General features: G+C 68.4%; 23 protein-coding genes and 1 riboswitch. Of the genes, 12 read left to right on the top strand and 11 right to left on the bottom strand.

From position 1 onward, the window contains the following. Positions 1-18 precede the first annotated feature (18 nt). From pheT to rpmI, 4 genes are all read right to left on the bottom strand, one after another. A complete protein-coding gene (gene pheT / locus MSPGM_RS08015) occupies positions 19-2442 on the bottom strand; it encodes a phenylalanine--tRNA ligase subunit beta (RefSeq protein WP_209688631.1) in 2424 nt (807 codons plus the stop codon). Positions 2443-2506: 64 nt separating this feature from the next. Beyond that, positions 2507-3586, bottom strand: a complete 1080-nt coding sequence (gene pheS, locus MSPGM_RS08010; protein ID WP_003602668.1) for a phenylalanine--tRNA ligase subunit alpha — start codon at positions 3584-3586, stop codon at positions 2507-2509. 184 nt (positions 3587-3770) lie between these two features. Next, positions 3771-4136: a 50S ribosomal protein L20 gene (gene rplT, locus MSPGM_RS08005; protein WP_003602669.1), complete on the bottom strand. Its 366-nt coding sequence runs from the start codon at positions 4134-4136 to the stop codon at positions 3771-3773. A gap of 52 nt (positions 4137-4188) precedes the next feature. Continuing rightward, positions 4189-4392 carry a 50S ribosomal protein L35 gene (gene rpmI / locus MSPGM_RS08000; RefSeq protein ID WP_003602670.1) on the bottom strand — a complete coding sequence of 68 codons (204 nt, stop codon included), beginning with the start codon at positions 4390-4392 and terminating at the stop codon, positions 4189-4191. 453 nt (positions 4393-4845) lie between these two features. On the opposite strand from rpmI, the gene MSPGM_RS07995 reads away from it, so the two are divergent. Continuing rightward, positions 4846-5979: a glycosyltransferase family 4 protein gene (locus MSPGM_RS07995; RefSeq protein WP_003602671.1), complete on the top strand. Its 1134-nt coding sequence runs from the start codon at positions 4846-4848 to the stop codon at positions 5977-5979. A 158-nt stretch (positions 5980-6137) separates the two neighbouring features. After that, the gene (locus MSPGM_RS07990; protein ID WP_003602672.1) at positions 6138-8474 is read left to right on the top strand and encodes a glycogen debranching N-terminal domain-containing protein; all 2337 of its coding nucleotides are present in this window, start codon (positions 6138-6140) and stop codon (positions 8472-8474) included. A 192-nt stretch (positions 8475-8666) separates the two neighbouring features. Here MSPGM_RS07990 and infC read toward each other — a convergent pair whose 3' ends face one another. Together infC and MSPGM_RS07980 are read right to left on the bottom strand one after the other, a co-directional pair. Further along, complete coding sequence (gene infC, locus MSPGM_RS07985) at positions 8667-9188, bottom strand: translation initiation factor IF-3 (protein ID WP_003602674.1); 522 nt, start codon at positions 9186-9188, stop codon at positions 8667-8669. Between the two features lie 176 nt (positions 9189-9364). Continuing rightward, positions 9365-10594, bottom strand: a complete 1230-nt coding sequence (locus tag MSPGM_RS07980; RefSeq protein WP_003602675.1) for a glycosyltransferase family 4 protein — start codon at positions 10592-10594, stop codon at positions 9365-9367. Positions 10595-10719: 125 nt separating this feature from the next. On the opposite strand from MSPGM_RS07980, the gene MSPGM_RS07975 reads away from it, so the two are divergent. Continuing rightward, a complete protein-coding gene (locus tag MSPGM_RS07975) occupies positions 10720-11505 on the top strand; it encodes an alpha/beta hydrolase (RefSeq protein ID WP_003602677.1) in 786 nt (261 codons plus the stop codon). A gap of 30 nt (positions 11506-11535) precedes the next feature. Here the strand turns inward: MSPGM_RS07975 and MSPGM_RS07970 are convergent, their stop codons facing one another. Next, positions 11536-11817 (bottom strand): DUF1150 family protein, encoded by a 282-nt coding sequence (locus MSPGM_RS07970; RefSeq protein WP_003602679.1) that lies wholly within the window; start codon positions 11815-11817, stop codon positions 11536-11538. A gap of 173 nt (positions 11818-11990) precedes the next feature. Next, positions 11991-12422, bottom strand: coding sequence for an Hsp20 family protein (locus MSPGM_RS07965; RefSeq protein WP_003602681.1), 432 nt, complete (start codon positions 12420-12422; stop codon positions 11991-11993). A 568-nt stretch (positions 12423-12990) separates the two neighbouring features. Here MSPGM_RS07965 and MSPGM_RS07960 point away from each other — a divergent pair. The 7 genes from MSPGM_RS07960 (at position 12991) to MSPGM_RS07930 (ending at position 17447) form a co-directional block, all read left to right on the top strand. Then, the gene (locus MSPGM_RS07960) at positions 12991-13473 is read left to right on the top strand and encodes a hypothetical protein (RefSeq protein WP_003602682.1); all 483 of its coding nucleotides are present in this window, start codon (positions 12991-12993) and stop codon (positions 13471-13473) included. A 71-nt stretch (positions 13474-13544) separates the two neighbouring features. Then, the gene (locus MSPGM_RS07955; protein WP_003602684.1) at positions 13545-14246 is read left to right on the top strand and encodes a MotA/TolQ/ExbB proton channel family protein; all 702 of its coding nucleotides are present in this window, start codon (positions 13545-13547) and stop codon (positions 14244-14246) included. Between the two features lie 84 nt (positions 14247-14330). Continuing rightward, positions 14331-14792, top strand: coding sequence for a protein TolR (tolR, locus tag MSPGM_RS07950; RefSeq protein WP_003602685.1), 462 nt, complete (start codon positions 14331-14333; stop codon positions 14790-14792). 40 nt (positions 14793-14832) lie between these two features. Beyond that, the gene (locus MSPGM_RS07945; RefSeq protein WP_012752519.1) at positions 14833-15933 is read left to right on the top strand and encodes an energy transducer TonB; all 1101 of its coding nucleotides are present in this window, start codon (positions 14833-14835) and stop codon (positions 15931-15933) included. A 57-nt stretch (positions 15934-15990) separates the two neighbouring features. Further along, positions 15991-16560, top strand: coding sequence for a metallophosphoesterase family protein (locus tag MSPGM_RS07940; protein ID WP_003601050.1), 570 nt, complete (start codon positions 15991-15993; stop codon positions 16558-16560). A 235-nt stretch (positions 16561-16795) separates the two neighbouring features. After that, complete coding sequence (locus tag MSPGM_RS07935; protein ID WP_003601051.1) at positions 16796-17122, top strand: hypothetical protein; 327 nt, start codon at positions 16796-16798, stop codon at positions 17120-17122. 79 nt (positions 17123-17201) lie between these two features. Then, positions 17202-17447, top strand: coding sequence for a hypothetical protein (locus MSPGM_RS07930; RefSeq protein ID WP_131473076.1), 246 nt, complete (start codon positions 17202-17204; stop codon positions 17445-17447). Positions 17448-17571: 124 nt separating this feature from the next. On the opposite strand, the gene MSPGM_RS07925 is transcribed toward MSPGM_RS07930, so the two are convergent. Further along, entirely contained in the window at positions 17572-17811 is a 240-nt protein-coding gene (locus MSPGM_RS07925) for a hypothetical protein (RefSeq protein WP_012752517.1), read from the bottom strand. A gap of 177 nt (positions 17812-17988) precedes the next feature. Between MSPGM_RS07925 and flaF the strand changes: the two genes are divergently transcribed. Continuing rightward, a complete protein-coding gene (flaF, locus tag MSPGM_RS07920; protein WP_003601057.1) occupies positions 17989-18363 on the top strand; it encodes a flagellar biosynthesis regulator FlaF in 375 nt (124 codons plus the stop codon). A gap of 176 nt (positions 18364-18539) precedes the next feature. Here flaF and MSPGM_RS07915 read toward each other — a convergent pair whose 3' ends face one another. Together MSPGM_RS07915 and thiC are read right to left on the bottom strand one after the other, a co-directional pair. After that, positions 18540-18887, bottom strand: coding sequence for a flagellar protein FlaG (locus MSPGM_RS07915; protein WP_003601059.1), 348 nt, complete (start codon positions 18885-18887; stop codon positions 18540-18542). A 216-nt stretch (positions 18888-19103) separates the two neighbouring features. After that, entirely contained in the window at positions 19104-20996 is a 1893-nt protein-coding gene (gene thiC / locus MSPGM_RS07910; RefSeq protein WP_003601061.1) for a phosphomethylpyrimidine synthase ThiC, read from the bottom strand. A 74-nt stretch (positions 20997-21070) separates the two neighbouring features. Further along, a riboswitch (TPP riboswitch) is annotated at positions 21071-21175 on the bottom strand. Positions 21176-21433: 258 nt separating this feature from the next. On the opposite strand from thiC, the gene MSPGM_RS07905 reads away from it, so the two are divergent. After that, entirely contained in the window at positions 21434-21697 is a 264-nt protein-coding gene (locus MSPGM_RS07905; protein ID WP_003601063.1) for a hypothetical protein, read from the top strand. Positions 21698-21791 lie beyond the last annotated feature (94 nt).

Below are 21791 nucleotides of genomic sequence, written 5' to 3'. Positions count from 1 at the left end.
TCCCTCCGTCGGACTCGATCAGGAGCGCAGGGTCGCGCCGGTCTTCTTCGACACCTCGGCGACGATCTTGGCGCTCACCGCCTCGATCTCCGCATCGGTGAGGGTGCGCTCGGAGGGTTGCAGCCGCACCGCGACCGCGACCGACTTCGACCCGTCCGGGATGCCGGCGCCCTCGTAGAGATCGAACACCTCGATCCCGGTGATCAGCTTTCGCTCGGCGCCCTGCGCTGCCTTCAGGATGTCGGCGGCGGCCACGTCGCGGGGGACGACGAAGGCGAAGTCGCGGGAGATCGCCTGAAGGTCGGGCAGCACCAGGGCGGGCTTCGCCTTGGTCGGCCGGTGGCGCGGCAGCGGCAGGGAATCTAGGGTGATCTCGAAGGCCACCAGGGTGCCCTTGAGGTCCATCGCCTTCAGGAGCCGCGGGTGCAGCTCGCCGAAATGGCCGACCACGTTCTTCGGCCCGAATTGCAGCGCGCCCGAGCGGCCGGGATGCAGCCAATCGGGCCCGCCGGCCACGACCTGAAGCCCGCCGGTCGGCACGCCGAGCGCCGCGAGCAGCGCCAGCGCGTCGGCCTTGGCCTCAAACGCATCGACCGTCTCCGCCGCGCCGCTCCAGTGGCGACCAGAGCCGGCATGGCGCGCCGTGCCGCGGCGCAGGCCGGTGGCGCGCAGGCTCTGGCCCTCCGGCTCGTCGCTGGCGAAACACTGGCCGACCTCGAACAGGGCGGTGTCGGGGAAGCCGCGGTCGGCGTTGCGCTGCGCGGCCCGCAACAGGCCCGGCACGAGGCTCGGGCGCATGTCGGAGAGGTCGGCGGCGATGGGGTTGGCGAGGGCCAGATCCGCTCCGCCGCCGCCGAACAGCCGGGCATCCTCGTGCGCGACGAAGGAATAGGTCACCGCCTCCAGCATGCCGCGGCCCGCCAGCGCCCGCTTGGCGAGGCGGCCGCGCCGCTGCAGCACGGTGAGCATCGGCTCGACCGCCACCGTCTCGACGCGCGGCAACGGCTTCGGCTCGATCCGGTCGAGGCCGGCGATGCGCACGATCTCCTCGACGAGATCGGCCTTGCCCTCCACGTCCGGCCGCCAGGACGGCGGCAGCACCTTCACCCGGTCACCCGAGCCGGAGATGTGGAAGCCGAGCGATTCCAGCGTCACCTTCATTTCGGCCCGCGACAGCTCGATGCCGGCCAGCCGCCGTACCTCGGTCCAGGGGAAATCGATGACGCGGTCGAGATCCGGGATCTCGCCGGCGATGCGCGCCTCGCTCGGGCTGCCGCCGCACAGGTCGATCACGAGGCGGGTGGCGAGGTCGAGCCCCGGCAGGGTGAAGGCCGGATCGACGCCGCGCTCGAAGCGGTAGCGCGCATCGGTGATGATGCCGAGGCGCCGGCCGGTGCGGGCGATGTTGCGCGGATCCCAGAGCGCCGACTCGATCAGCACGTCGGTGGTGCTTTCGTCGCAACCCGAGGCTTCACCACCGATGATGCCGGCGATCGACTCGACGCCGTTGCCGTCGGCGATCACCACCGCATCGGAATCGAGCCGGTAGGTCTTGCCGTCGAGCGCGACGAGACTCTCGCCCTCCTCGGCCCGGCGCACGGTGAGGCCGCCCGCGACCTTCTTCGCGTCGAAGACGTGCAGCGGCCGGCCGCGGTCGAAGGTCATGTAGTTGGTGATGTCGACCAGCGCGTTGATCGGGCGCAGGCCGATCGCCCGCAGGCGCTTCTGCATCCACTCGGGCGACGGACCGTTCGTCACGCCGCGCACGAGGCGGAGCGCGAAGAGCGGGCAGAGACCCTTGTCGTGCGGGTCGAACTGGAGTGTGACCGGCACCGGGCAGGGCCCCTCGCCCCGCACCGGCGGCATCGGCTCGCGCTTGAGGGTGCCGAGGCCGGTGGCGGCGAGATCGCGGGCGATGCCGTGGATCGAGGTGCAGTCCGAGCGGTTCGGCGTCAGGTTGATCTCGATGACCGGATCGTCGAGCCCGGCCCAGAGGGCATAGGGCGTGCCGACCGGCGCGTCGGCGGGCAGGTCGAGGATGCCGTCATGGTCGTCGCCGAGACCGAGTTCCGCGCCGGAGCAGAGCATGCCGCGGCTCTCGACCCCGCGAATCGTGCCGACCGACAGGGTGATGGCCTTGCCCGGCACGTAGGTGCCGGGCGGCGCGAAGACCGAGAGCATGCCGGCGCGCGCGTTCGGCGCTCCGCAGACGACCTGGAGCGGCTGGCCGTCGCCGGCATCGACCTGACAGACCCGCAGGCGATCGGCATTCGGGTGCTGCTCGGCCGAGATCACCCGCGCGATCACGTAGGGGCGAAGCGCGGCGGCCTTGTCCTCGATGCCTTCGACCTCGAGGCCGATCCGCGTCAGCGTCTCGGCAATCGCGTCGAGGGAAGCCTCGGTGTCGAGGTGGTCCTTGAGCCAGGAGAGGGTGAATTTCATCTCAGAACATCCTCGCGGCCGCCGGAGCGGACCGGGCCGGGATCGAAAATCAGGGCGGCGGGGCTCAGGCGGTCAAGCCGCCGACCAGGCTCGGCACGTCGATCGGCCGGAAGCCGTAATGCTCCAGCCAGCGCACATCCGCCTCGAAGAAGGGGCGCAGGTCCGGCATGCCGTATTTGAGCATGGCGAGGCGGTCGATGCCCATGCCGAAGGCGAAGCCCTGGACCTGATCCGGGTCGAGGCCGCCGCTGCGCAGCACGTTGGGGTGGACCATGCCGCAGCCCAGAACCTCCAGCCAGTCGGTGCCCTCGCCGAAGCGTAGCTCCCCGCCCTTGCGCGAGCACTGAACATCGACCTCGGCCGACGGCTCGGTGAAGGGGAAGAACGAGGGACGGAAGCGCATCGTCACGTTCTCAACCTCGAAGAAGGCGCGGCAGAACGATTCGAGCACCCATTTCAGGTTGGCGATGTTGGCCGAGCGGTCGATGACGAGGCCCTCGACCTGATGGAACATCGGGGTGTGGGTCTGGTCGGAATCGTGCCGGTAGGTGCGGCCGGGCATGATTACGCGGATCGGCGGCTGCTTGGCGCGCATGGTCCGCACCTGAACCGGCGAGGTGTGGGTGCGCAGAAGCTTGCGCCGCCCGAGATGGTCGGGGCGTAAGAAGAACGTGTCGTGCATCTCCCGCGCCGGGTGGCCTTCGGGGAAGTTGAGCGCGGTGAAGTTCAGCTCGTCCGTCTCGATATCGGGCCCTTCCGCCACCGAGAAGCCGAGATCGGCGAAGATCGCGGTGATCTCCTCGATCACCTGGCTGATCGGGTGGATGCGGCCGCGGATCTCCGGCGCCTCGCGAAGGGGCAGCGTCACGTCGATCCGCTCGGCGGCGAGCCGCGCATCGAGGGCGGCGTTGGCCAGCGCCTCGCGCTTCTGAGATATCGCGCCCTGCACCCGGTCGCGCAGACCGTTGATGAGGGGGCCGCGCTCCTTGCGCTCCTCCGGCGTCATCGCGCCCAGCGTCTTCAGCAACTCCGAGACGCTGCCCTTCTTGCCGAGCGCCGCCACGCGCAGGGCTTCGAGGCCGGCCTCGTCCCCGGCCTGCTCGATCTGCCCGAGAAGATCGCGTTCGAGAGCGTCGAGATCCATTACCGCTGTCCTTGGCCAGTCGTCCGGGGCTGCCTTCGCGCGTCGTTTGCATTCCTGCAAGCGCGCGAAGGGGGCGGACCGGGGCCGTCGGGCAGACACGCCCCGGCCCGAAATGAAGAAGGCGCGGCGCTTGCCGCGCCGCGCCTTGTCAGAGCTTCGAGCGTTCCGCCGTTCGGCGGAGCGATCAGGCGGCCTTCGGCAGGGCCGACTTCGCCTTCTCGACGACGGCGGCAAAAGCGGCCGGCTCGTGGATGGCGAGTTCGGACAGCGCCTTGCGGTCCACCTCGATGCCGGACTGGGCCAGGGCATTGATGAAGCGGGAATAGGTCAGGCCGTGCTCGCGCACCGCCGCGTTGAGCCGCTGGATCCAGAGAGCGCGGAAGGTGCGCTTCTTGTTCTTGCGGTCGCGGTAGGCGTACTGCAGACCCTTCTCCACCGCCTGCTTGGCGATGCGGATCGTATTCTTGCGGCGGCCGTAATAGCCCTTGGCAGCCTTCAGAACCTTCTTGTGCTTCGCGTGACTGGTCACGCCACGCTTGACGCGGGCCATGGGAGATCTCCTGGAACGTTAAGACAAAACAGATCGCGAGGGGTGGAAGGACTTACCGCTGGTTCGGCAGGAAGTACTTCTTCACGTTGGCAGCATCGCCCTCGAACAGGGTCGTCGTGCCGCGCAGGTTGCGGATCTGCTTGTTGGTCCGCTTGATCATCCCGTGGCGCTTGCCGGCCTGGGCGTACATCACCTTGCCGGTGCCGGTGATCTTGAAGCGCTTCTTGGCGCCCGACTTCGTCTTCAGCTTGGGCATTTCGCTCTCCTGAAACGCGACAGCGATCCGGCCGGCGGCCGGGACTTCGCGCTTGATGCTGCTGGAGCAACGGGAACCGCCACGGCAGCCCTAATCGGCCGGGCGGTTCGACGCGGGCGGCTTATGGCAGAAACATCCGCCGGTTTCAATCGACTCGGCCTTTGTCGATTGAGCCCTTGGAGGAACGCCGCGTGCGAGCGCGCCCGAGCCGCCCGCGTGGAGGCACGCTCATTGCGTCGCGGTTACCGTCTAGGCGTGGGCGCGCCGGAGCCGAAGTCGCCGGCCAACATATGTGGAAAACTGGTATTCCGTGGGGTTGCAAAGATTGCCGCTCGCCCCAGGCGCGGGGCGGAACCATAAACCTTGGCTGTCTGTTTCGTTCATGTCCCGCTCAGGCCGCGTCCCCCATTAGTCTCGCCAACATCCCTATTTCCTGTCACAGGAGACGTCTTCGTGCGCATTGCCCAGGTTGCCCCGCTCGCGGAAGCCGTGCCGCCGAAGTTCTATGGCGGCACCGAGCGTGTCGTGTCGTGGATCACGGAAGAACTCGTTCGCCAGGGTCACGACGTGACCTTGTTCGCGAGCGGTGATTCTCAGACTTCGGCCAAGCTTGCCGCCTGCCACCCGGAGGGCCTGCGCCTTCTCGGCTACCGCGATCACACCGCAGGCCACCTCGCCATGCTGCATCACGTGCATCGCCGGGCGCATGAGTTCGATGTGATCCACTTCCACATCGATCTCTTGCAGTATCCGATGTTCGAGGATCTCTATCACAAGTGCCTGACGACCATGCACGGTCGCCTGGACGTGCCGGACTTCATGCCGGTCTACAACACCTTCACCGGCATGCCCCTGGTCTCGATCTCGGACAACCAGCGCGATCCGATGCCGGAGAGCTCCAACTGGCTGGCCACGATCCATCACGGCCTGCCCAAGCAGAACTGCCCCTACTATCCGGAGGCCAAGGGCGGCTATCTCGCCTTCCTCGGCCGCATCTCGCCCGAGAAGCGCCCCGACCGCGCGATCGAGATGGCGATCCGTTCCGGCACGCCGCTGAAGATCGCCGCCAAGGTCGACAAGGCCGACCAGGAGTACTGGGACGAGAAGATCGAGCCGATGATCCACCACCCGCTGGTGGAGTATATCGGCGAGATCAATGAGGAGCAGAAGAAGGACTTCCTCGGCAACGCCCTCGCGCTCGCCTTCCCGATCGACTGGCCGGAGCCCTTCGGCCTCGTGATGATCGAAGCGATGTCGGCCGGCACCCCCGTGATCGCCTTCGGCAACGGCTCGGTACCGGAAGTCATCAAGGATGGCGTCAGCGGCTTTATCGTCAACTCGATGGACGAGGCGATCGAGGCGTGCCGCAAGGTCAAGGATCTGCCGCGTGCCGGCGTCCGCGCCCATTTCGAGGGCCGCTTCACCGCCGAGGTCATGGTCCGCAAGTACGTCTCGGCCTACGAGCAGCTCCTGGCCGGCCAGGGAAACGTGCTCAAGATGCCCGCCGCCGGCGCCTTCTCGCCCCAGTACGGTGAGCTGAACGGTACGGCCCACGGCCCGATCCACGTCGCCGCGATGCCGGCCTAACCGCTCGACGAAAACCCGCCCCGGCCCTCGCCGGGGCCGGCAGAGCGCCTAACTGAATGGGTCCGACAGGGCCGCCGGTCGCTACGAGGCGATCGGCGGCCTTCGATTTGCGAGGGTCACCTCGCTCGCATCGGATCAACGGCAAAAAGGCGCTTCGCATGGCGGCACAGGACGACGCAGCCCATTTCCACGCCGACGGCTCCGAGGGACAGACGACCTCGCGGTTCGGCTTCCTCGACGCCGACGAGAACCTGCCGCAGTATCATATCGAGGCGCAGGCCTCCCTGGTGGACCGCCCCTTACGCGCCCTCAAATACGGCGAGGCTTTCGCCGTGCTCGACAGCTACGGCGACATCGGCTGGGTTCCGGGGCCGGAGGGCCTCTACTTCCAGGACACGCGCTACCTCTCGCGCCTCGCGCTGACGATCGAGGATGAGCGGCCGATGATGCTGTCCTCGGCGATCCAAGACGACAACGGGGCGCTCAGCGTCGATCTCACCACCCCCGACATCCGGCTCGACGCCGGCGATGAGACCGCGATTCCCCGCGAGCTGATCGCCATCGAGCGCACCAAGTTCCTGTTCAAGGGCGCCTGCTACGACCGGATCGGCCTGCGCAACTACGATACCCGCCGCCGCCGCCTGCGCATCGGCGTGACGTTCGACGCCGATTACCGCGATCTGTTCGAGGTGCGCGGCTCGGACCGGGCCAACCGCGGCAAGCGGACCGTGGAGCGCCGCAGCGCGACCGAGGTGCAGTTCCGCTACGCCGGCCTCGACGAGATGGTGCGCACCACCTCGCTGCATTTCGGGCCGAAGCCGCACACGCTGGAGCCGGGCAAGGCCGAGTTCGTGGTCGAACTGGAGCCCGGAGCCAACACCTCGCTGTTCATCCGCGTCGTGTGCCAATCGCACCGCGCCTATACCAGCGCGCCGGGCCCCGAGCGGGCGGGTGAATCCGCCGCCGCAGCCCTGTCGCGGGCGGCGGGCAGCTTGGCCGAGCAGCCGGACCGGTCCCTGGGCGAGGGGCGCGTCTTCGCTCGCGCCTACCGCGACAACCGCCGCGACCAGCGCCAGATCACCGCCGGCATCACCACGATCATTTCCTCGAACGATCAATTCAACGAGGGCCTCTGCCGGGCGACCGCCGACCTCTACATGCTGGCGACCCGGACGCAGGAGGGCATCTACCCCTTCGCCGGCATCCCCTGGTACTCCACGGTGTTCGGGCGCGACGGCATCATCACGGCGATGATGGCGCTCTGGATCGACCCGAATTTCGGCAAGGGCGTGCTGCGCTTCCTCGCGGCGACGCAAGCCAAGGAAGTCGATCCGGCCGCCGACGCCCAGCCCGGCAAGGTGCTCCACGAGACCCGCCGCGGCGAGATGGCGATGCTCGGCGAGGTGCCCTTCCGGCACTATTACGGCACCATCGACGGCACGCCGCTCTTCGTGATGCTGGCGGCCCAATATCATGAGGTGACGGGCGACCTCGACACGATCCGGGCGATCTGGCCGCAGCTCAAGCTGGCGCTGGAATGGATCGACACATACGGCGACCGCGACGGCGACGGCTTCGTCGAATATGCCCGCGAGACCGAGCAGGGGCTGGCTAACCAGGGCTGGAAGGACAGCCACGATTCGATCTTCCATGCCGACGGCGCCATGGCCAAGGGGCCGATCGCCCTGTGCGAGGTTCAGGGCTACGTCTACGCCGCCAAGCGCGGTGCGGCGCGGCTTGCGAGCATGCTCGGCGAGGACGACCTTTCGGTCCGGCTCTCGGCCGCTGCCAACACCCTTCGCGAGAACTTCGACAAGGCGTTCTGGTGCGAGGAGATCGGCACCTACGCGCTCGCGCTCGACGGCGCCAAGCGCCAATGCGCCGTGCGCTCCTCCAACACCGGCCACGCCCTGTTCACCGACATCGCCCTGCCGAAGCGGGCCGCGCACGTCGCGGCGCAGCTTCTGTCCAACGACGGGTTCAACGGCTGGGGCATCCGCACCATCGCCAAGGGCGAGGCGCGCTACAATCCGATGTCCTACCACAACGGCTCGATCTGGCCGCACGACAACGCGATCTGCGCCCTCGGGCTCGCGCGCTACGGCCTCAAGGAGGAGGCGGCGCTGGTGTTCGAGGGGATGTTCGACACGAGCCTGTACTACGACCAGAAGCGCCTGCCGGAGCTGTTCTGCGGCTTCATGCGGCGGCGTCAACGCGGGCCCGTGAGCTATCCCGTGGCCTGCTCGCCGCAGGCCTGGGCAGCGGCGGCGCCCTTCGCCTTCCTCGCCGCCTGTCTCGGGCTCGAAATCGACCAAGCCCGCAACCGCATCCGCTTCCGCAATCCGATCCTGCCGCGCTTCCTCGACGCGGTGGAGCTGTTCAACCTCAAGCTCGGCGACTCGCGGGCGGATATCCGCCTGCACCGCCACGGCAACGACGTGACGGTGTCGGTGACGCGGCGCGTCGGCGACGTGCAGATCGCGATGCTGAAATAAGTCTCTTTACGCGTTGCCGGCGGCCTCATCCTTCCGGGGCCGTCGGCATTCTGAAGCCCCGTCCAGTCGCTCCGCCGCGCGGAGCCCTCATCCTCCGACGCAAAACGAAAAATGCGCCGCCCCCGCGAGGGAGCAGCGCATTTGCGGATGAGCCTGTTCCGCGGGATCGCGGAGAGGCCGGGGCCGAGGCGGTTAGCGCGGCGCCAGGATCATGATCATCTGGCGGCCTTCGAGCATCGGCTCGCTCTCGACCTTCGCGATCTCCTGGGTCTCCTGCTTCACACGTTCCAAGAGCCGGAGGCCGATATCCTGGTGGGCGATCTCGCGGCCGCGGAAGCGGAGGGTGACCTTGACCTTGTCGCCTTCCTCGAAGAACCGCTGAACGGCCTTCATCTTCACTTCGTAATCGTGCTTGTCGATGCCGGGACGGAGCTTGATCTCCTTCACCTCGACCGTCTTCTGCCTCTTGCGGGCCTCGTTCTGCTTCTTCTGTTCGTTGAAGCGGAAGCGCCCGTAATCGAGGAACTTGCAGACGGGAGGGACCGAATTCGGCGCGATTTCGACGAGGTCGAGGCCGACCTCCTCAGCCATGGCCAGCGCGTCGAAGAAGGGCACGACACCCCGGTTCTGCCCATCCTGGTCGATGAGCTGGACGTCGCGGACGCCGCGTATGTCCCGGTTTGCGCGCGGCCCGTCCTTCTGCGGGGCCGGCATGGCTCTCATTGGTCTGCGAATGGCTCAGTTCTCCTGTATCAACGACAAAACGGCAGCCTGAGAGCCACCGCGTCTGGCGAGCCCCGGCCACCGATTGATCCGGCGCTGCCGGACGGCACTAACTTGGCAAATCTTCTTGCCGAGTCAACTCGCGGGACTGATTTCGGTTCACCCTGTCACGTTTTGGCTCGGTTCAGAAGGTCGGCGTAGACGTTCAGGGTGCCGTCGATCATGCGATCGAGCGAGAAATTCGCCTCGACATGGGCCTGCGCCCGGCGCGCGAGGCCGTCGCGGGCGCTGGCGCCGAGGGAGAGTGCGTCCTTCAGCGCCTCGGCCAGAGCCGCGGCATCGCCGGGCGGCACCCGCCAGCCGGTGCGCTGGCCGGGCTCGACATCGGGGGGCGCCAGCACGGTCTCGGGCACGGCGCCGAGATCGGAGACGACCACCGGAATGCCGAGCGCCTGTGCCTCGACCGCCGAGCGACCGAACGCTTCCGGCTCCACTGAGGGGACCGCGACGACGGAAGCTGCGCGGAAGGCCGCCGGCATGTCGGTGCAATGGCCCACCCGGCGCACGATGCCCGACAGGCCGCGCGTCTCGATCAGCGCGTCGAGTTCGCGCTCATAGGCGGTGCGTCCCTGCGGATCGCCCGCGAGCACGACGGCGAAGTCGGTGAGGCCGAGATCGCGCAGGCGGGCGGCGGCCTCGATCAGCACCCGCTGGCCCTTCCAGGCGGTGAGCCGGGCGGCGAGCAGCACGACCCGCTCGTGCGGTGCCACGTTCCAGGCCCGGCGCAGGCTTTCGACCCGTGCCGCCGCGACCGCCGAGGGCGTGAACGCCGCCAGATCCGTGCCGCGGTGGATCACGCTGATCCGGCCGCCGGCTTGGTCGGGATGGGTCCGGCGGATCAGGTCGGCGGTGTAGTGCGAGTTGGCGATCACGACATCGCCCCGCGCCATCACCGAATTGTACAGAACCTTGACGCTGGTCCGGCCCGAATAGCTGCCGTGATAGGTCGTCACGAAGGGCAGCTTCAGCCGGCGCGCGGCGCCGAGCGCGACCCAGGCCGGGGCGCGGGAGCGGGCGTGCAGGATCTGCACGTTTTCGCGGCGGCAGAGCCGGGCGAGGCGCTCGACGTTGAGCGCCATGGCGAACGGGTTCTTGGTGTTGGCGGGGAACGGCACCCAGATCCCGCCCTTGGCCTGCAACTCGCCGACGAGCCGCCCGCCCTCCGTGGCCACCAGTGGCCGCGCACCGGCCTCGGCGAGGGCGGCCGCGACGTCGACGGTGGTGCGCTCGGCGCCCCCTGCCTCCAGGGCCGGGATGATCTGCAGCACCGTGACGCCCGCCAACGGCGAAGCCTCGGACAACTGCACCGGGCCGCCGGACAGGCTGCCTCCGTTCATCGCGTCACCCGTGCTGGGACGGTCGCTTGGGATTGGGTCATGAGGTAAGGATTGTCCCCGCGGCTTTACGGTTCGGTAAACGAAGCGTCGCCGAGTTGTTTCAGAATCACAGGATTTCCGCGCCAGTGAGCGATCCGGAGACTTCGCCGGGCGAATTGCCCCTCGTGACGCTCGATATCGAAGGCCCCTCCCCGCGCCGGCTGGCGGTGCGGGTCCGCGAAGGCCAGGGACCGCCCGTGGTCTGGCTCGGCGGCTTCCGCTCTGACATGCGGGCGACGAAGGCCGCCGCCCTCGACGCCTGGGCTGCGCAGAACGCCCGACGCATGGTGCGGTTCGACTATTCCGGCCACGGCGAGTCGGAGGGGCGCTTCGAGGACGGCACCATCTCCGACTGGCTCGCGGACGCCTGCGCCGTCATCGACCGCTACGCCAACGAGCGGCCGATCCTCGTCGGCTCCTCCATGGGCGGCTGGATCGCCTGCCTCGTCGCCCGCGAGCGGGCGCGGCGCGGCGCGGATCTCGGCGGAATGGTGCTGATCGCACCCGCCCTCGACTTCACCGAGGCGTTGATTTGGGACGCCTTCCCGCCCGAGGTCCGGCAGACCCTGGAGCGCGACGGCGTGTGGTATCGGGAGACGCCCTATGCCCCGAAGCCCGACCCGATCCGCATGGCGCTGATCGAGGACGGGCGGCGCCACCTGCTGCTGGACGCAAACTTGGAGCCGGGCTGCCCGGTGCACATCCTTCAGGGCATGGCCGATCCGGACGTGCCCTATCCGCATGCCCTGCGGATTCTGGAGCGCCTGCCCGCGCAGGGTACGCGGCTGACGCTGATCAAGGATGGCGACCACCGCCTGTCGCGGCCCGAGGATATCGACCTCCTCGTGCGCACGGTTGCGGCGATGGCCTGATGCGCCCCGCCGAGCGGCGGGGAGACGGCTCTAGTGCAGGCTCACCGGGAAGAGCTGGTGGGCCATGGCGTTCGCCACGGCGACCTCGCGGGAATCCGTGAGCAGGATCGGCGCGCCGCTCGCGGAGAGCAGGGCGAACAGGTCGAGTCCGGGGGTCATCTCCGGGGCCTGCGGGAACAGGCTGCGCACCTCGTCCGAACGGATCGGGCGGACATAGGCGATGTGCCCCTCGCCGAGTGCGGCGAACTCCGCCGGGTCGATGGCGGGGTTGGCGGTCGTGTCGATGGTCAGGTCGGTTGTGGCCGTGGTCATGGAATGCCCTCCTTCCGAGGCAGAGCGTTGAACCGGATATGGTCCTGCACATCGGCAGCGACAAATCCGGGATGGGGTGGAGGCCCGAGAGACGGGCGACGCAGCCTGCGATGCATCGACGCGGCTCAGTCACATCATCCGTAGGCTGCGCAGGTCAGAATCGCCGTTCAGGATCACGGATCCTTGGCGGCGATCGCGATCTTGCGCACGATGCGCTCCGGCTCCGGCCGTGCGAGATCGATCGCCAGAAGCCCGTTCGACAGCTCCGCGCCCAAAACCTCCATGCCATCGGCAAGGAGGAAGGCCCGCTGAAACTGCCGCGCCGCGATGCCGCGGTGCAGGTAGTGACGGGACTTGTCGTCGACCTGCCGCCCCCGCACGACCAGTTGATTCTCCTCCAAGGAGACGTCGAGCTGATCCTGCGTAAAGCCGGCCACCGCGAGCGTGATACGCAAGCGTTCGGGCTCGCGTTCGCTGCGGGTGACACGTTCGATGTTGTAGGGCGGATATCCGTCGCTAGCGGCCTTCGAGACACGATCGAGTGCCTGCTCGATCTCGTCGAAGCCGAGCAGGAATGGGTACCCGAACGGGGACGGCCGCGTCATCGTCGCTCAAACCTCCGGCAAGGCCCTGGGGGATCGAACGGCGTCGAGCCCTTGGCGGCACCTTGCGGTCTCGAGCCCGCCTCGCGGCAGCGCTCTTGAGACGGGATATGGAAAGCGGGCGGATGCCGATCAAGGGTGGTCGGCCATGCGGGCAGCGAAGCGCGGAGAACGGCAATTCGGGACAAATCGGCAATTACGCCGGGACAAATGAGAAATCCCAGTTCGCTTGCCTGCCTTCTCCAATAGTTTGGAATTGCTCTGAAATTCTTTGCAAACCTTGATCGGTACCCTGCTTGTCGGATAGGCACGCCCGGAAACGTACACGGTGCTGTGAGGAGCGCCGGACGTGACCTTTGCTGTATCCGCACATCGCCATGCGGTGGAGATCGCGTCACGGTGGTCTCGCCCCGGACGACGGCGCCTCTCGGCACCGTCGAAACCATGGCGAAGCGAATGTCGGCGGGACAGCGGCAGTCCTTCGGCCTTCGGGTCAAGCGGCCCGCTCCGGATCTCCGGGGCGGCGCGAGATTGGGGAGATGAGATCGTCGTGATTCAGGAAGGCTGGGGAATGAGCGATGCAGGGCCGGGACGCGGCGGGATCGGGGGACGCCTCCTCGCGGGTGCCGCCCTCGCCGCAGCGCTGATCACCGCGATCCCCGCCGCGATGGCACAGGATGCAACCCCGCCGGCCAAATCGGACGCCCCTCCCCTGAAGATCGAACTGAACCGGCTCGAGCCCGCGGGCGAGGCCTGCCGCACCTACATGCTCGTCGACAACAGCCGCGGGCCCGCGCTGAAGTCGCTCAAGGTCGATCTGTTCGCCTTCGACACCGAGGGCGTTGCCCAGAAGCGCCTCGCCGTCGAGTTGGGTCCGGTCCAAGAGAAGAAGACCGTGGTGCGGCTCTTCGATTTCGCCGGCCTAGCCTGCCCGAAAATCGGCCGCCTTCTGCTCAACGACGTGCTCGCCTGCGAGGGCGGTGACGCCACCCGCGAGACCTGCCTGGAGCGGATCGAGCCCGCCACCAAGACATCGGCCGCCTTCGATCGCTGAGGCCGGCCACGGCCGTCCCACCGGTTCGACCGGGTGCGACGGACGCCTATTGGAGCCACGAGGAGTCACACATGGATCCGACGTCCGTGCCCGCCGAGGCGGTCGCTGCAGCCCACGACATGTCGTTCATCGGTCTGTTCCTTCAGGCCGACCCGATCGTCAAAAGCGTGATGATTCTCCTCGTGGTGGCCTCGCTCGCCTGCTGGACCGTCGTCTTCGAGAAGATCGTGCGCCTCTCCGCCGCCAAGCGGCAGGCCAAGGCCTTCGACGCGATGGTCCGCTCGGAGGGCACCATCGATACCGGGCAGAAGGGCATCGCCGGCCACGTGGTCAAGGCGGGGCTCGACGCGTGGCGCGACCAGGATCCGAGCGAGAGCCGGGCCGAGCGCCGTGAACGGATCGAGCGGGCGATGAAGGGCGCGCTTAGCCTGGAGGTGAAGCGTCTCCAGGGCGGGCTGCCGCTGCTAGCGACCTCCGGCTCCACCGCCCCCTTCGTCGGCCTGTTCGGCACGGTCTGGGGCATCATGAACTCGTTCTCGTCGATCGCGAAGAGCCAGGACACCAGCCTCGCGGTGGTGGCGCCGGGCATCGCGGAGGCGCTGTTCGCCACCGCCATCGGCCTCGTCGTCGCGATCCCGGCGGTGATGGCCTACAACAAGCTCTCCGGTGACGTCGCCCGCATCCAGTCGAGCTTCGTCTCCTGCATCTCGGTGCTCGGCAACCGCCTCGCCCGTGACCGCGGCCCCCACGCCCGGGCCGCGGCGGCCGAGTAATCCGCTTCTTCGCCGACCCCTGAAACCTTCGCGGCGCCCGCCTCAGCTCGGCGGGCGGCCGCCGACACCCGGAAGGGCGAAGCCATGGCCATGGGAACCGCGCGTTCGGCGAGCGACGACGAGGACGGCCTCGACGCCACGCCGATGTCCGAGATCAACGTCACGCCGATGGTCGACGTGATGCTGGTGCTGCTGATCATCTTCATGGTGGCCGCGCCGCTGATGACGACGGGCGTGCCGGTGCAATTGCCGAAGACGACCGCCGCGAAAGTGGCGCAGTCGCAGAAGCCGCTCGAAGTCTCCATCGACAAGGACGGCAATCCGTTCATCGCCAAGGACGGCTTCACGCCGGAGACGATCCTGCCGCGCCTGAAGCAGCTCAGGGCGGAGAACCCGGATCAGGTCGTGCTCGTGCGCGGCGACCGGGAGGTGCCCTACGGCCGGATCATGGAAGTGATGGGCCTCGTCGGTCAGGCGGGCTTCACCAAGGTCTCGCTGATTGCCCAATCGGCGGGTGGCGCGCCGGCCGCAGGGACGCCCCGTTAAGCCGATGGCCGCTCCCAAGCCAGCTCCGAAGGCCGCCCCCATGCCGCCGATGCAGGCCCCGACATCTGCCCCGATGCCGGCTCCCGTGCCCGCTTACGCTGGGCAGGGGTTACCCTCGGGCCCGTCCGAGGGAGGCGGCCAGGGGCGCCTCGCGGCCGCCTTCGCCCTGGCCCTCGCCCTACACGCCGCGGGGCTGATCGGCATCACCTACCTGCATCTGACACCGCCCGCGCCCCCGGGCGAGCAGGAGATCACCATCGATCTCGCGCCGCAGATGGCGGAGGCCGAGACGCAGGCCCCCGCCCAGACGGCGCAGTCCGAGGCGATCCCCGAGGAGGCCAAGCCCGAGGGCGAGCCGGAGACGGCCGAGCCGGTCGAGACCCCGGACGAGGTGAAGCCCCCGCCTCCCCCCGAGATGACGGAGGTGATGCCGGAGGAGGTGCAGCCGCCGCCTCCGCCGCCGGAAGCCGTTACGGAGGTTCCGCCCGACACGCTGCCCCCGCCGCCCGAGGAGCAGATCATCGCCTCCGAGGCGCAGGAGGCGGAGCCGCTGGCGCCACCCCCGCCCGTGGTGGCGAAGGTGCCGGAGCGGCCCAAGCCCGATCCCAAGATCGAGGAGCGCCGCAAGGCCGCGCTGGAGAAGAAGCGCGAGGCCGAGCGCGAGGCACGCCGCCAGGAGATCCTCGAGAAGAAGCGCGAGGAGGCGCAGAAGGAAGCGCGGATCAAGGCTGCCAAGGCGAAGGCGGAGCGCGATGCCGCCCGGCGTGCCCAGGCCGCGCAGGCGGGCAATGCGCAGCGCAACTCCGCCGCCACCTCGCGTCAGAGCGCGACGGGTACGGCCGCCGCGGCCAGCGATCCCAACGCCATGGCCGCCTGGAAGGGCTCCATCGCCGCGACGATCCGCGGCCGGATGAACCGCGAGGCCGCGGCCGGCACCAGCGGCGGCGTCGCGACGGTGCGCTTCACCGTGAGCCGCTCCGGCGCGGTGAGCGGTGCGGCCGTGACCGGCAGCAGCGGGGTCGGCGCCATCGACAGCGCCGCGCTCGCGGCGGTGCGCGGCGGCCTGCCGCCCGCCCCCGCCGGGGTGACGCAGCCGAGCCTCGCCGTCACCGTGCCGCTGCGCTTCAGCCCGGGACGTTAAGCTGGCATCGTTCTCCCGTCCGCCGCGTTGTCCCGCTCACACCGGACAGTGCGGCGGATGACCATCTTCTTCACGAGCGACACGCATTTCGGCGACCCCCGGATCCTGCGGATCGACCGGCGCCCCTTTCCGGATCTGCCGGCCCATGACGCGGCCCTGGTCGAGACCTGGAACGCCGTCGTCGGGCCGGACGACACCGTCTGGCATCTTGGCGACTTCGCCCTCGGCCCTCCCCCGGAGCGCATCGCGGCCCTGCTCGGCGCGCTCAACGGCCACAAGCATCTCATCGTCGGCAACAACGACGGCCCCGCCACCCTCTCGGCGCCCGGCTGGACCTCGGTGGCGCATTACGCGGAGACCGAGGTCGAGGGCCGCCGCCTCGTGCTATGTCACTACGCCTTCCGGACCTGGAACGGCCTCGGCCGCGGCGCGATCAACCTGCACGGCCATTCCCACGGCCGGCTCAAGCCGATCCCGCGACAATACGATGTCGGCGTCGATGCGCAGGGCTTAGCGCCGGTGACCCTCGACCAGATTCTCGTCTCTCGGCGGGGGCGTGTGTCGGAGACGGCGCGCCGAAACCGTGCCGGGCCGGATCTCGGTCGCAAGGAGGCCGCCGAGGGATAGGGGTATCGATCGAATCCCAGTGCGCCGAATGTTCCACCAAGAATCGTCGAGGAAGCCTGCAAGAATCTTGGCAGATCCCGCAGGCGAGTTTCGGAACCATCGGCTTAGCGTCACCGTTCAGAAGCTAAGACGGACGGCAACGTCGCGGCAGGATCAGTGAAGACACTGAGACGTCTGCATGTTGAGCGCCCCTTAACCTTTTCACGACTTCTGTCGAACAGCTTCGGTCTGCCCCATGCGTCACCTCATGCGACACACCGTTTTCGCCGGCCTTGCGGCCTCCCTCGTCGGCGTCTCTCTCGTTTCCTCCGCGCTCGCGGCCCCCGGCTGTCTCGACGGCCGCCGCAAGATCCAGGAAGCCAGCGCGCTGCGCTATCAGGCCCGCCAGGAAGCGCGGCTCGGTAATCACGACCGGGTTTGCGACACCCTCGACGAGATCGGCGACCGCTACCACGAGGCGCAGGACGCCTTCGAGGATTGCGGGGCGGACATCGTCTCGATCGATCTGCGCAGCGAACTCCGGTCCCTGCGCGCTGCCAAGCAGGTCAACCGCTGCGACTGACCGGGGCTGACCCGCGCCCCGCGGGTCGAAGCTGCCTGTAACTCGATGCTGCAAAAGCCGGATCCGTCCGCGGGCCGGCGTGTGGTCCCGCACCGCCAAGCGTCACCGTGAAGCGCAGGTCTATCGCAACGAAACCGATCGCTTCGCGCCGGAAAACTCCTCTCCTCCTTTTCAGGGTCTTGCCATGATCGCCACCGACAACGCCCTCCGTCAGCCCACCGCCGAAACGCGGACCGGCCCCTCGTTCGCCGCGGCCCTGTTCGGCTTCCTCGGCAGCACCGTTGCCACGACGATGGTGATGTTCCTGCTCAGCAGCAGCGTCTGACACCGCTTCCGCCCGGTGAGAGCGGCGTCAGGACTGCGCGGCGCTCGCGTGAAACACGCCATCGCGCCCAGCGAAGCGAACGCCCAGGTTTCGTGAGGTCTGTCTCGAGGAGTTGAGGCCCGCCTCAGGGAGCGACCGACCAGAGGCGGCTACGCGAGAACAGCATCTCCGGATTGCCGACTTGGTTCGCCGTCTTCGGCACCGGGCAGCGGGGCGTCTCGGGGCGGGGTGCGACGACGACCGCCGCCTGAGCGGGCGGCACGAGGCCGAGCCGCACTTGGACCGCCGGGTGCCGTGCAGCGGTGATGGTGACGACGCCGGCGATGATGCAGCCGGCCATCAATCCGAGAAAGAAGTTCGTCATCTGAAACGGGTTCCGGACCCGATGCGGCACGGACTGGCCTCAACGGCCGCCACGCCGAAGCACTCGCCCGCTTTCGGGGCGCCAATGGGGCAGATTGCTCGCATACCGGCTTTTAACAAAAACGATGCATTGATTCGCCTGCGATCGGCCGAGGGCGGCGCAGGGAGAACACCAACAATGCAGTACGCGGCCAATGCCTATGCGAAGGCTTCGCGCGTGGCGCTCTCCCCTCGAGAAGCCGAGGCGGCCGTTCTGCTGAAGGCCGCCGGCCGTCTCCAGTCCCTCGGTTCACAGGTCGAGGCGGGGCCGGCTCTCAACGACGCGCTGACGTTCAACCAGCGCGTCTGGACGATCCTGGCCTCCGCAGCGACCGAGCCGAGCAGCCCGCTCCCCGTCGAGGTCCGCACCAGCATGGCGCAGCTTTCGGCCTACGTGTTCCATACGATCCTGGACACGATGATCGAGCCGACGGCGCAGAAAATCGAGTCCCTGGTCTCGCTCAACAACCACATCGCCGCGGGGCTTCAGGGCGACGCCGGGCCGGGGGCGTAAATGCCGGCTGACCGCACGCCGAATCGAATCAGAGCCGCCGAATCGCGTCGCCTTCGGCGGCGACGTGCTGTCCGGGCGTCATTCGCCGGAGGATGTCGCGGCGCGCGGGTGCCCGCACCTCCGAGCGTTCTGTCGCGTCGGAGGGCGTCGGACGGGCGATGTCACTGGGCGGCTGGTTAGGCCGTCTTGGCGACGCGCTCGCCGAGAAACGGCGCGGCTTCCCGCGCGTAGGCCCGCGCCTTGAGGATCACTTCGTCGGGGATCTGCATCACCACGTCGCCGGTCTGCGGATCGGTGACCCGGAAAACGAGGCTCTGGCTCTCCGCATCGCGGATATAGGCCCGCCGATCCGGCTCAGACGGTTTCGCTTCCGTGCTCTCGGGGCTCACCGCGACGGTGACCGCGGGGTCGAGCACGCGGGAGGCGGGCGCCTCGTCGCGAACGGTTTCCCCAACCGGCCGGATGGGGGTGATGGGGGCTGTTGAGACGGGCGGCGTCGAGGCCGCGGCCCTGATCGGGTCCATGGCTGCATTCCTTCGGTTCCGGCGCGAGGCCGGACCTCAGGAGATTGCGCGCGTCGCTACCGGAGTCTTAAAGGCCGCCGGTTGTCCCCCGGGAACGGCCGCCAGCCTCACCGATCCGTAAAGATAACCTGAAGAGTTTTCGCGAATTCGCGTCACCCGATCGGTTCTGCGAGGATGGCCGTCCGCCGGACGGCCATCCCGCATTTCACGCGCGGCTTACTCCGCCGCGTCGACGTAGAGCTTGCCGCCCTCTTCCAGGAACTCCTGCGACTTGGCCGCCATGCCGGCTTGGCGCTCGGCGTCGCTCATCGGCTGGGCTTGGCCGATGACGATGCCGGCCTCCTCCATGGCGAGCACGTCGGCGCGCAGATCCTGCGTGATCTTCATCGAGCAGAATTTCGGGCCGCACATCGAGCAGAAATGGGCGACCTTGTGCGCGTCCTTCGGCAGGGTCTCGTCGTGGTAGGCGCGCGCCGTGTCGGGATCCAGCGAGAGGTTGAACTGGTCCTCCCAGCGGAAGTCGAACCGGGCGCGGCTGAGGGCGTCGTCGCGGAGCTGCGCGGCGGGGTGACCCTTGGCGAGATCGGCGGCGTGCGCGGCGATCTTGTAGGTGATGACGCCGGTCTTCACGTCGTCGCGGTTCGGCAGGCCGAGATGCTCCTTCGGCGTGACGTAGCAGAGCATCGCCGTGCCGAACCAGCCGATCATCGCGGCGCCGATGCCCGAGGTGATGTGGTCGTAGCCCGGGGCGATGTCGGTGGTCAGCGGGCCAAGCGTGTAGAACGGCGCCTCGCCGCATTCCCGCAGCTGCTTCTCCATGTTGACCTTGATCTTGTGCATCGGCACGTGGCCGGGGCCCTCGATCATGGTCTGGCAGCCCTTGTCCCAGGCGATCTTGGTGAGCTCACCCAGGGTCTCCAGCTCGGCGAACTGGGCCGCGTCGTTGGCATCCGCGATCGAGCCGGGACGCAGGCCGTCGCCGAGCGAGAACGACACGTCGTAGGCCCGCATGATGTCACAGATCTCGTCGAACCGCTCGTAGAGGAACGATTCGCGGTGCCCGGCGAGGCACCAGCGCGCCATGATCGAGCCGCCGCGCGACACGATGCCGGTGGTGCGCCGCGCGGTGAGCGGCACATGGGCCAGCCGCACGCCGGCATGGATCGTGAAGTAGTCGATGCCCTGCTCGGCCTGCTCGATGAGCGTGTCCTTGAACACCTCCCAATCGAGCTTCAGCGGGTCGCCGCCGACCTTTTCCAGCGCCTGATAGATCGGCACGGTGCCGATCGGGACGGGCGAGTTGCGCACGATCCACGAGCGGATGTTGTGGATGTTGCGGCCCGTCGAGAGGTCCATGACCGTGTCCGCGCCCCAGCGGATCGACCAGACCAGTTTTTCGACTTCCTCAGCCGCGGAAGACGTCACCGCCGAGTTGCCGATATTGGCGTTGATTTTCACCAAAAAATTGCGCCCGATCGCCATCGGCTCGAGTTCGAGGTGGTTGATGTTGGCCGGGATGATCGCGCGGCCGCGGGCCACCTCGTCGCGGACGAATTCGGGCGTGATGAAGGGCGGCACCGCCGCGCCGAAGCTGTCGCCGTCGGCGAGCGCGGCTTCCGCCCGCTCCAGCATCTGCGCACGACAGGCGTTCTCGCGATGCGCCACGTAGATCATCTCTTCGGTGATGATCCCGGCGCGGGCGAACTCGTACTGCGTCACCAGCTGCCCCGGCTCCGCCCGGCGGATCGTCCGCTCGGCCGGGCACGGCGCCACGAGCTTGTCGGCAGCCGCGAATCCGTTGTCCTCCGGCTTCACCTCGCGCGGCTTCACGGCGGCGTAGCCGCGCCCGACGATCCACGGCTCGCGGACCGCGGCCAGACCCTTCTCGAGGTCGATGGCCGCATCGGTCTCGGTGTAGGGGCCCGACGGGTCGTAGACCCGCACCGGCTCCTCCTTCGGGTCGGAGAGGGCGATCTCCCGATAGGGCACGCGGATGTCGGGGCGGCCGGGCGCCTCCGCATAGACCTTGCGCGAGCCCTGCACGGGGCCGGTGGTCACGCTGGCGGGATTGTTGTTGGGAAGATCTTTGGGACGGACGGGTGCGTTCATCGCTGTCGCTCCTGAAAGGGGAGGCGACCCGTGGTCCCGACGATGGTGCGGCTGACCGATGCTGCCTGTGAGCAGCGGCCACTGGTTCCCGTCCCTCCGCCGGTACGAGCCGGATCAGGTTCAAGGGTCAGGGCGCATGCCCACTCTCAGCCCCATACGGGGCCCCCCTCGGAACGATTCCAACCTCTGCTTCGACGCGATCCTTGTCAATCCATCGCCGGAGCGGCCCGATTCGGAGGAAAGATTTTTCCGTTTCGGAAGCCGCCCGGTGTCACGGCGGAAAAGCTTGACCGTTTGCCGGGGATTCGAGACACGGTTTCGACGAAAAACTCACCAATTGAGCCAGGAAGCCTCCTTTGGCGACCCCGCGCTGCGGCTTGGGTGTGGATGACGCCCGGTCTGCGGGTGGCCATGCGCCCGCCTTTTCGCGACACACGATGGCGATGAGCACGGTCATCCCTTTCCGCCGCCCTCCTGCCCCCGCCACGCCGGCCCGCGCCGGCTGCGACGTGGCGGCTGTCGCAGGCGACCTCCTGGACGTGCTCGATCAGCTCGAAGGGCTGGTGGCGCGGGCCGCCGTCATGGACCGGCCGCGGATCGAGGTGGAGCGCAGCGTGCAGCACCTGCTCGATGCGATCAGCGCAGTCGAGCGCGCCTCCGACACCCTGGGCGAAGGCAGCAGCATCTCCGAGCCGGCCTGAGGATCAGGCGCCTCCGGCGTCCAGCCCGGTCTCCCACGTTTTCTATTCCCAGATCACGCGCGGCATCGTCCTGGCGCGTGTCGGCGGCTTCGCG

Source organism: Methylorubrum sp. GM97, assembly GCF_024347855.1.
In the GTDB taxonomy this organism is placed as follows: Bacteria; Pseudomonadota; Alphaproteobacteria; order Rhizobiales; family Beijerinckiaceae; genus Methylobacterium; species Methylobacterium extorquens.
The sequence above is the reverse complement of the archived record's forward strand: the minus strand, read 5'-3'. Positions and strand labels throughout refer to the sequence as shown.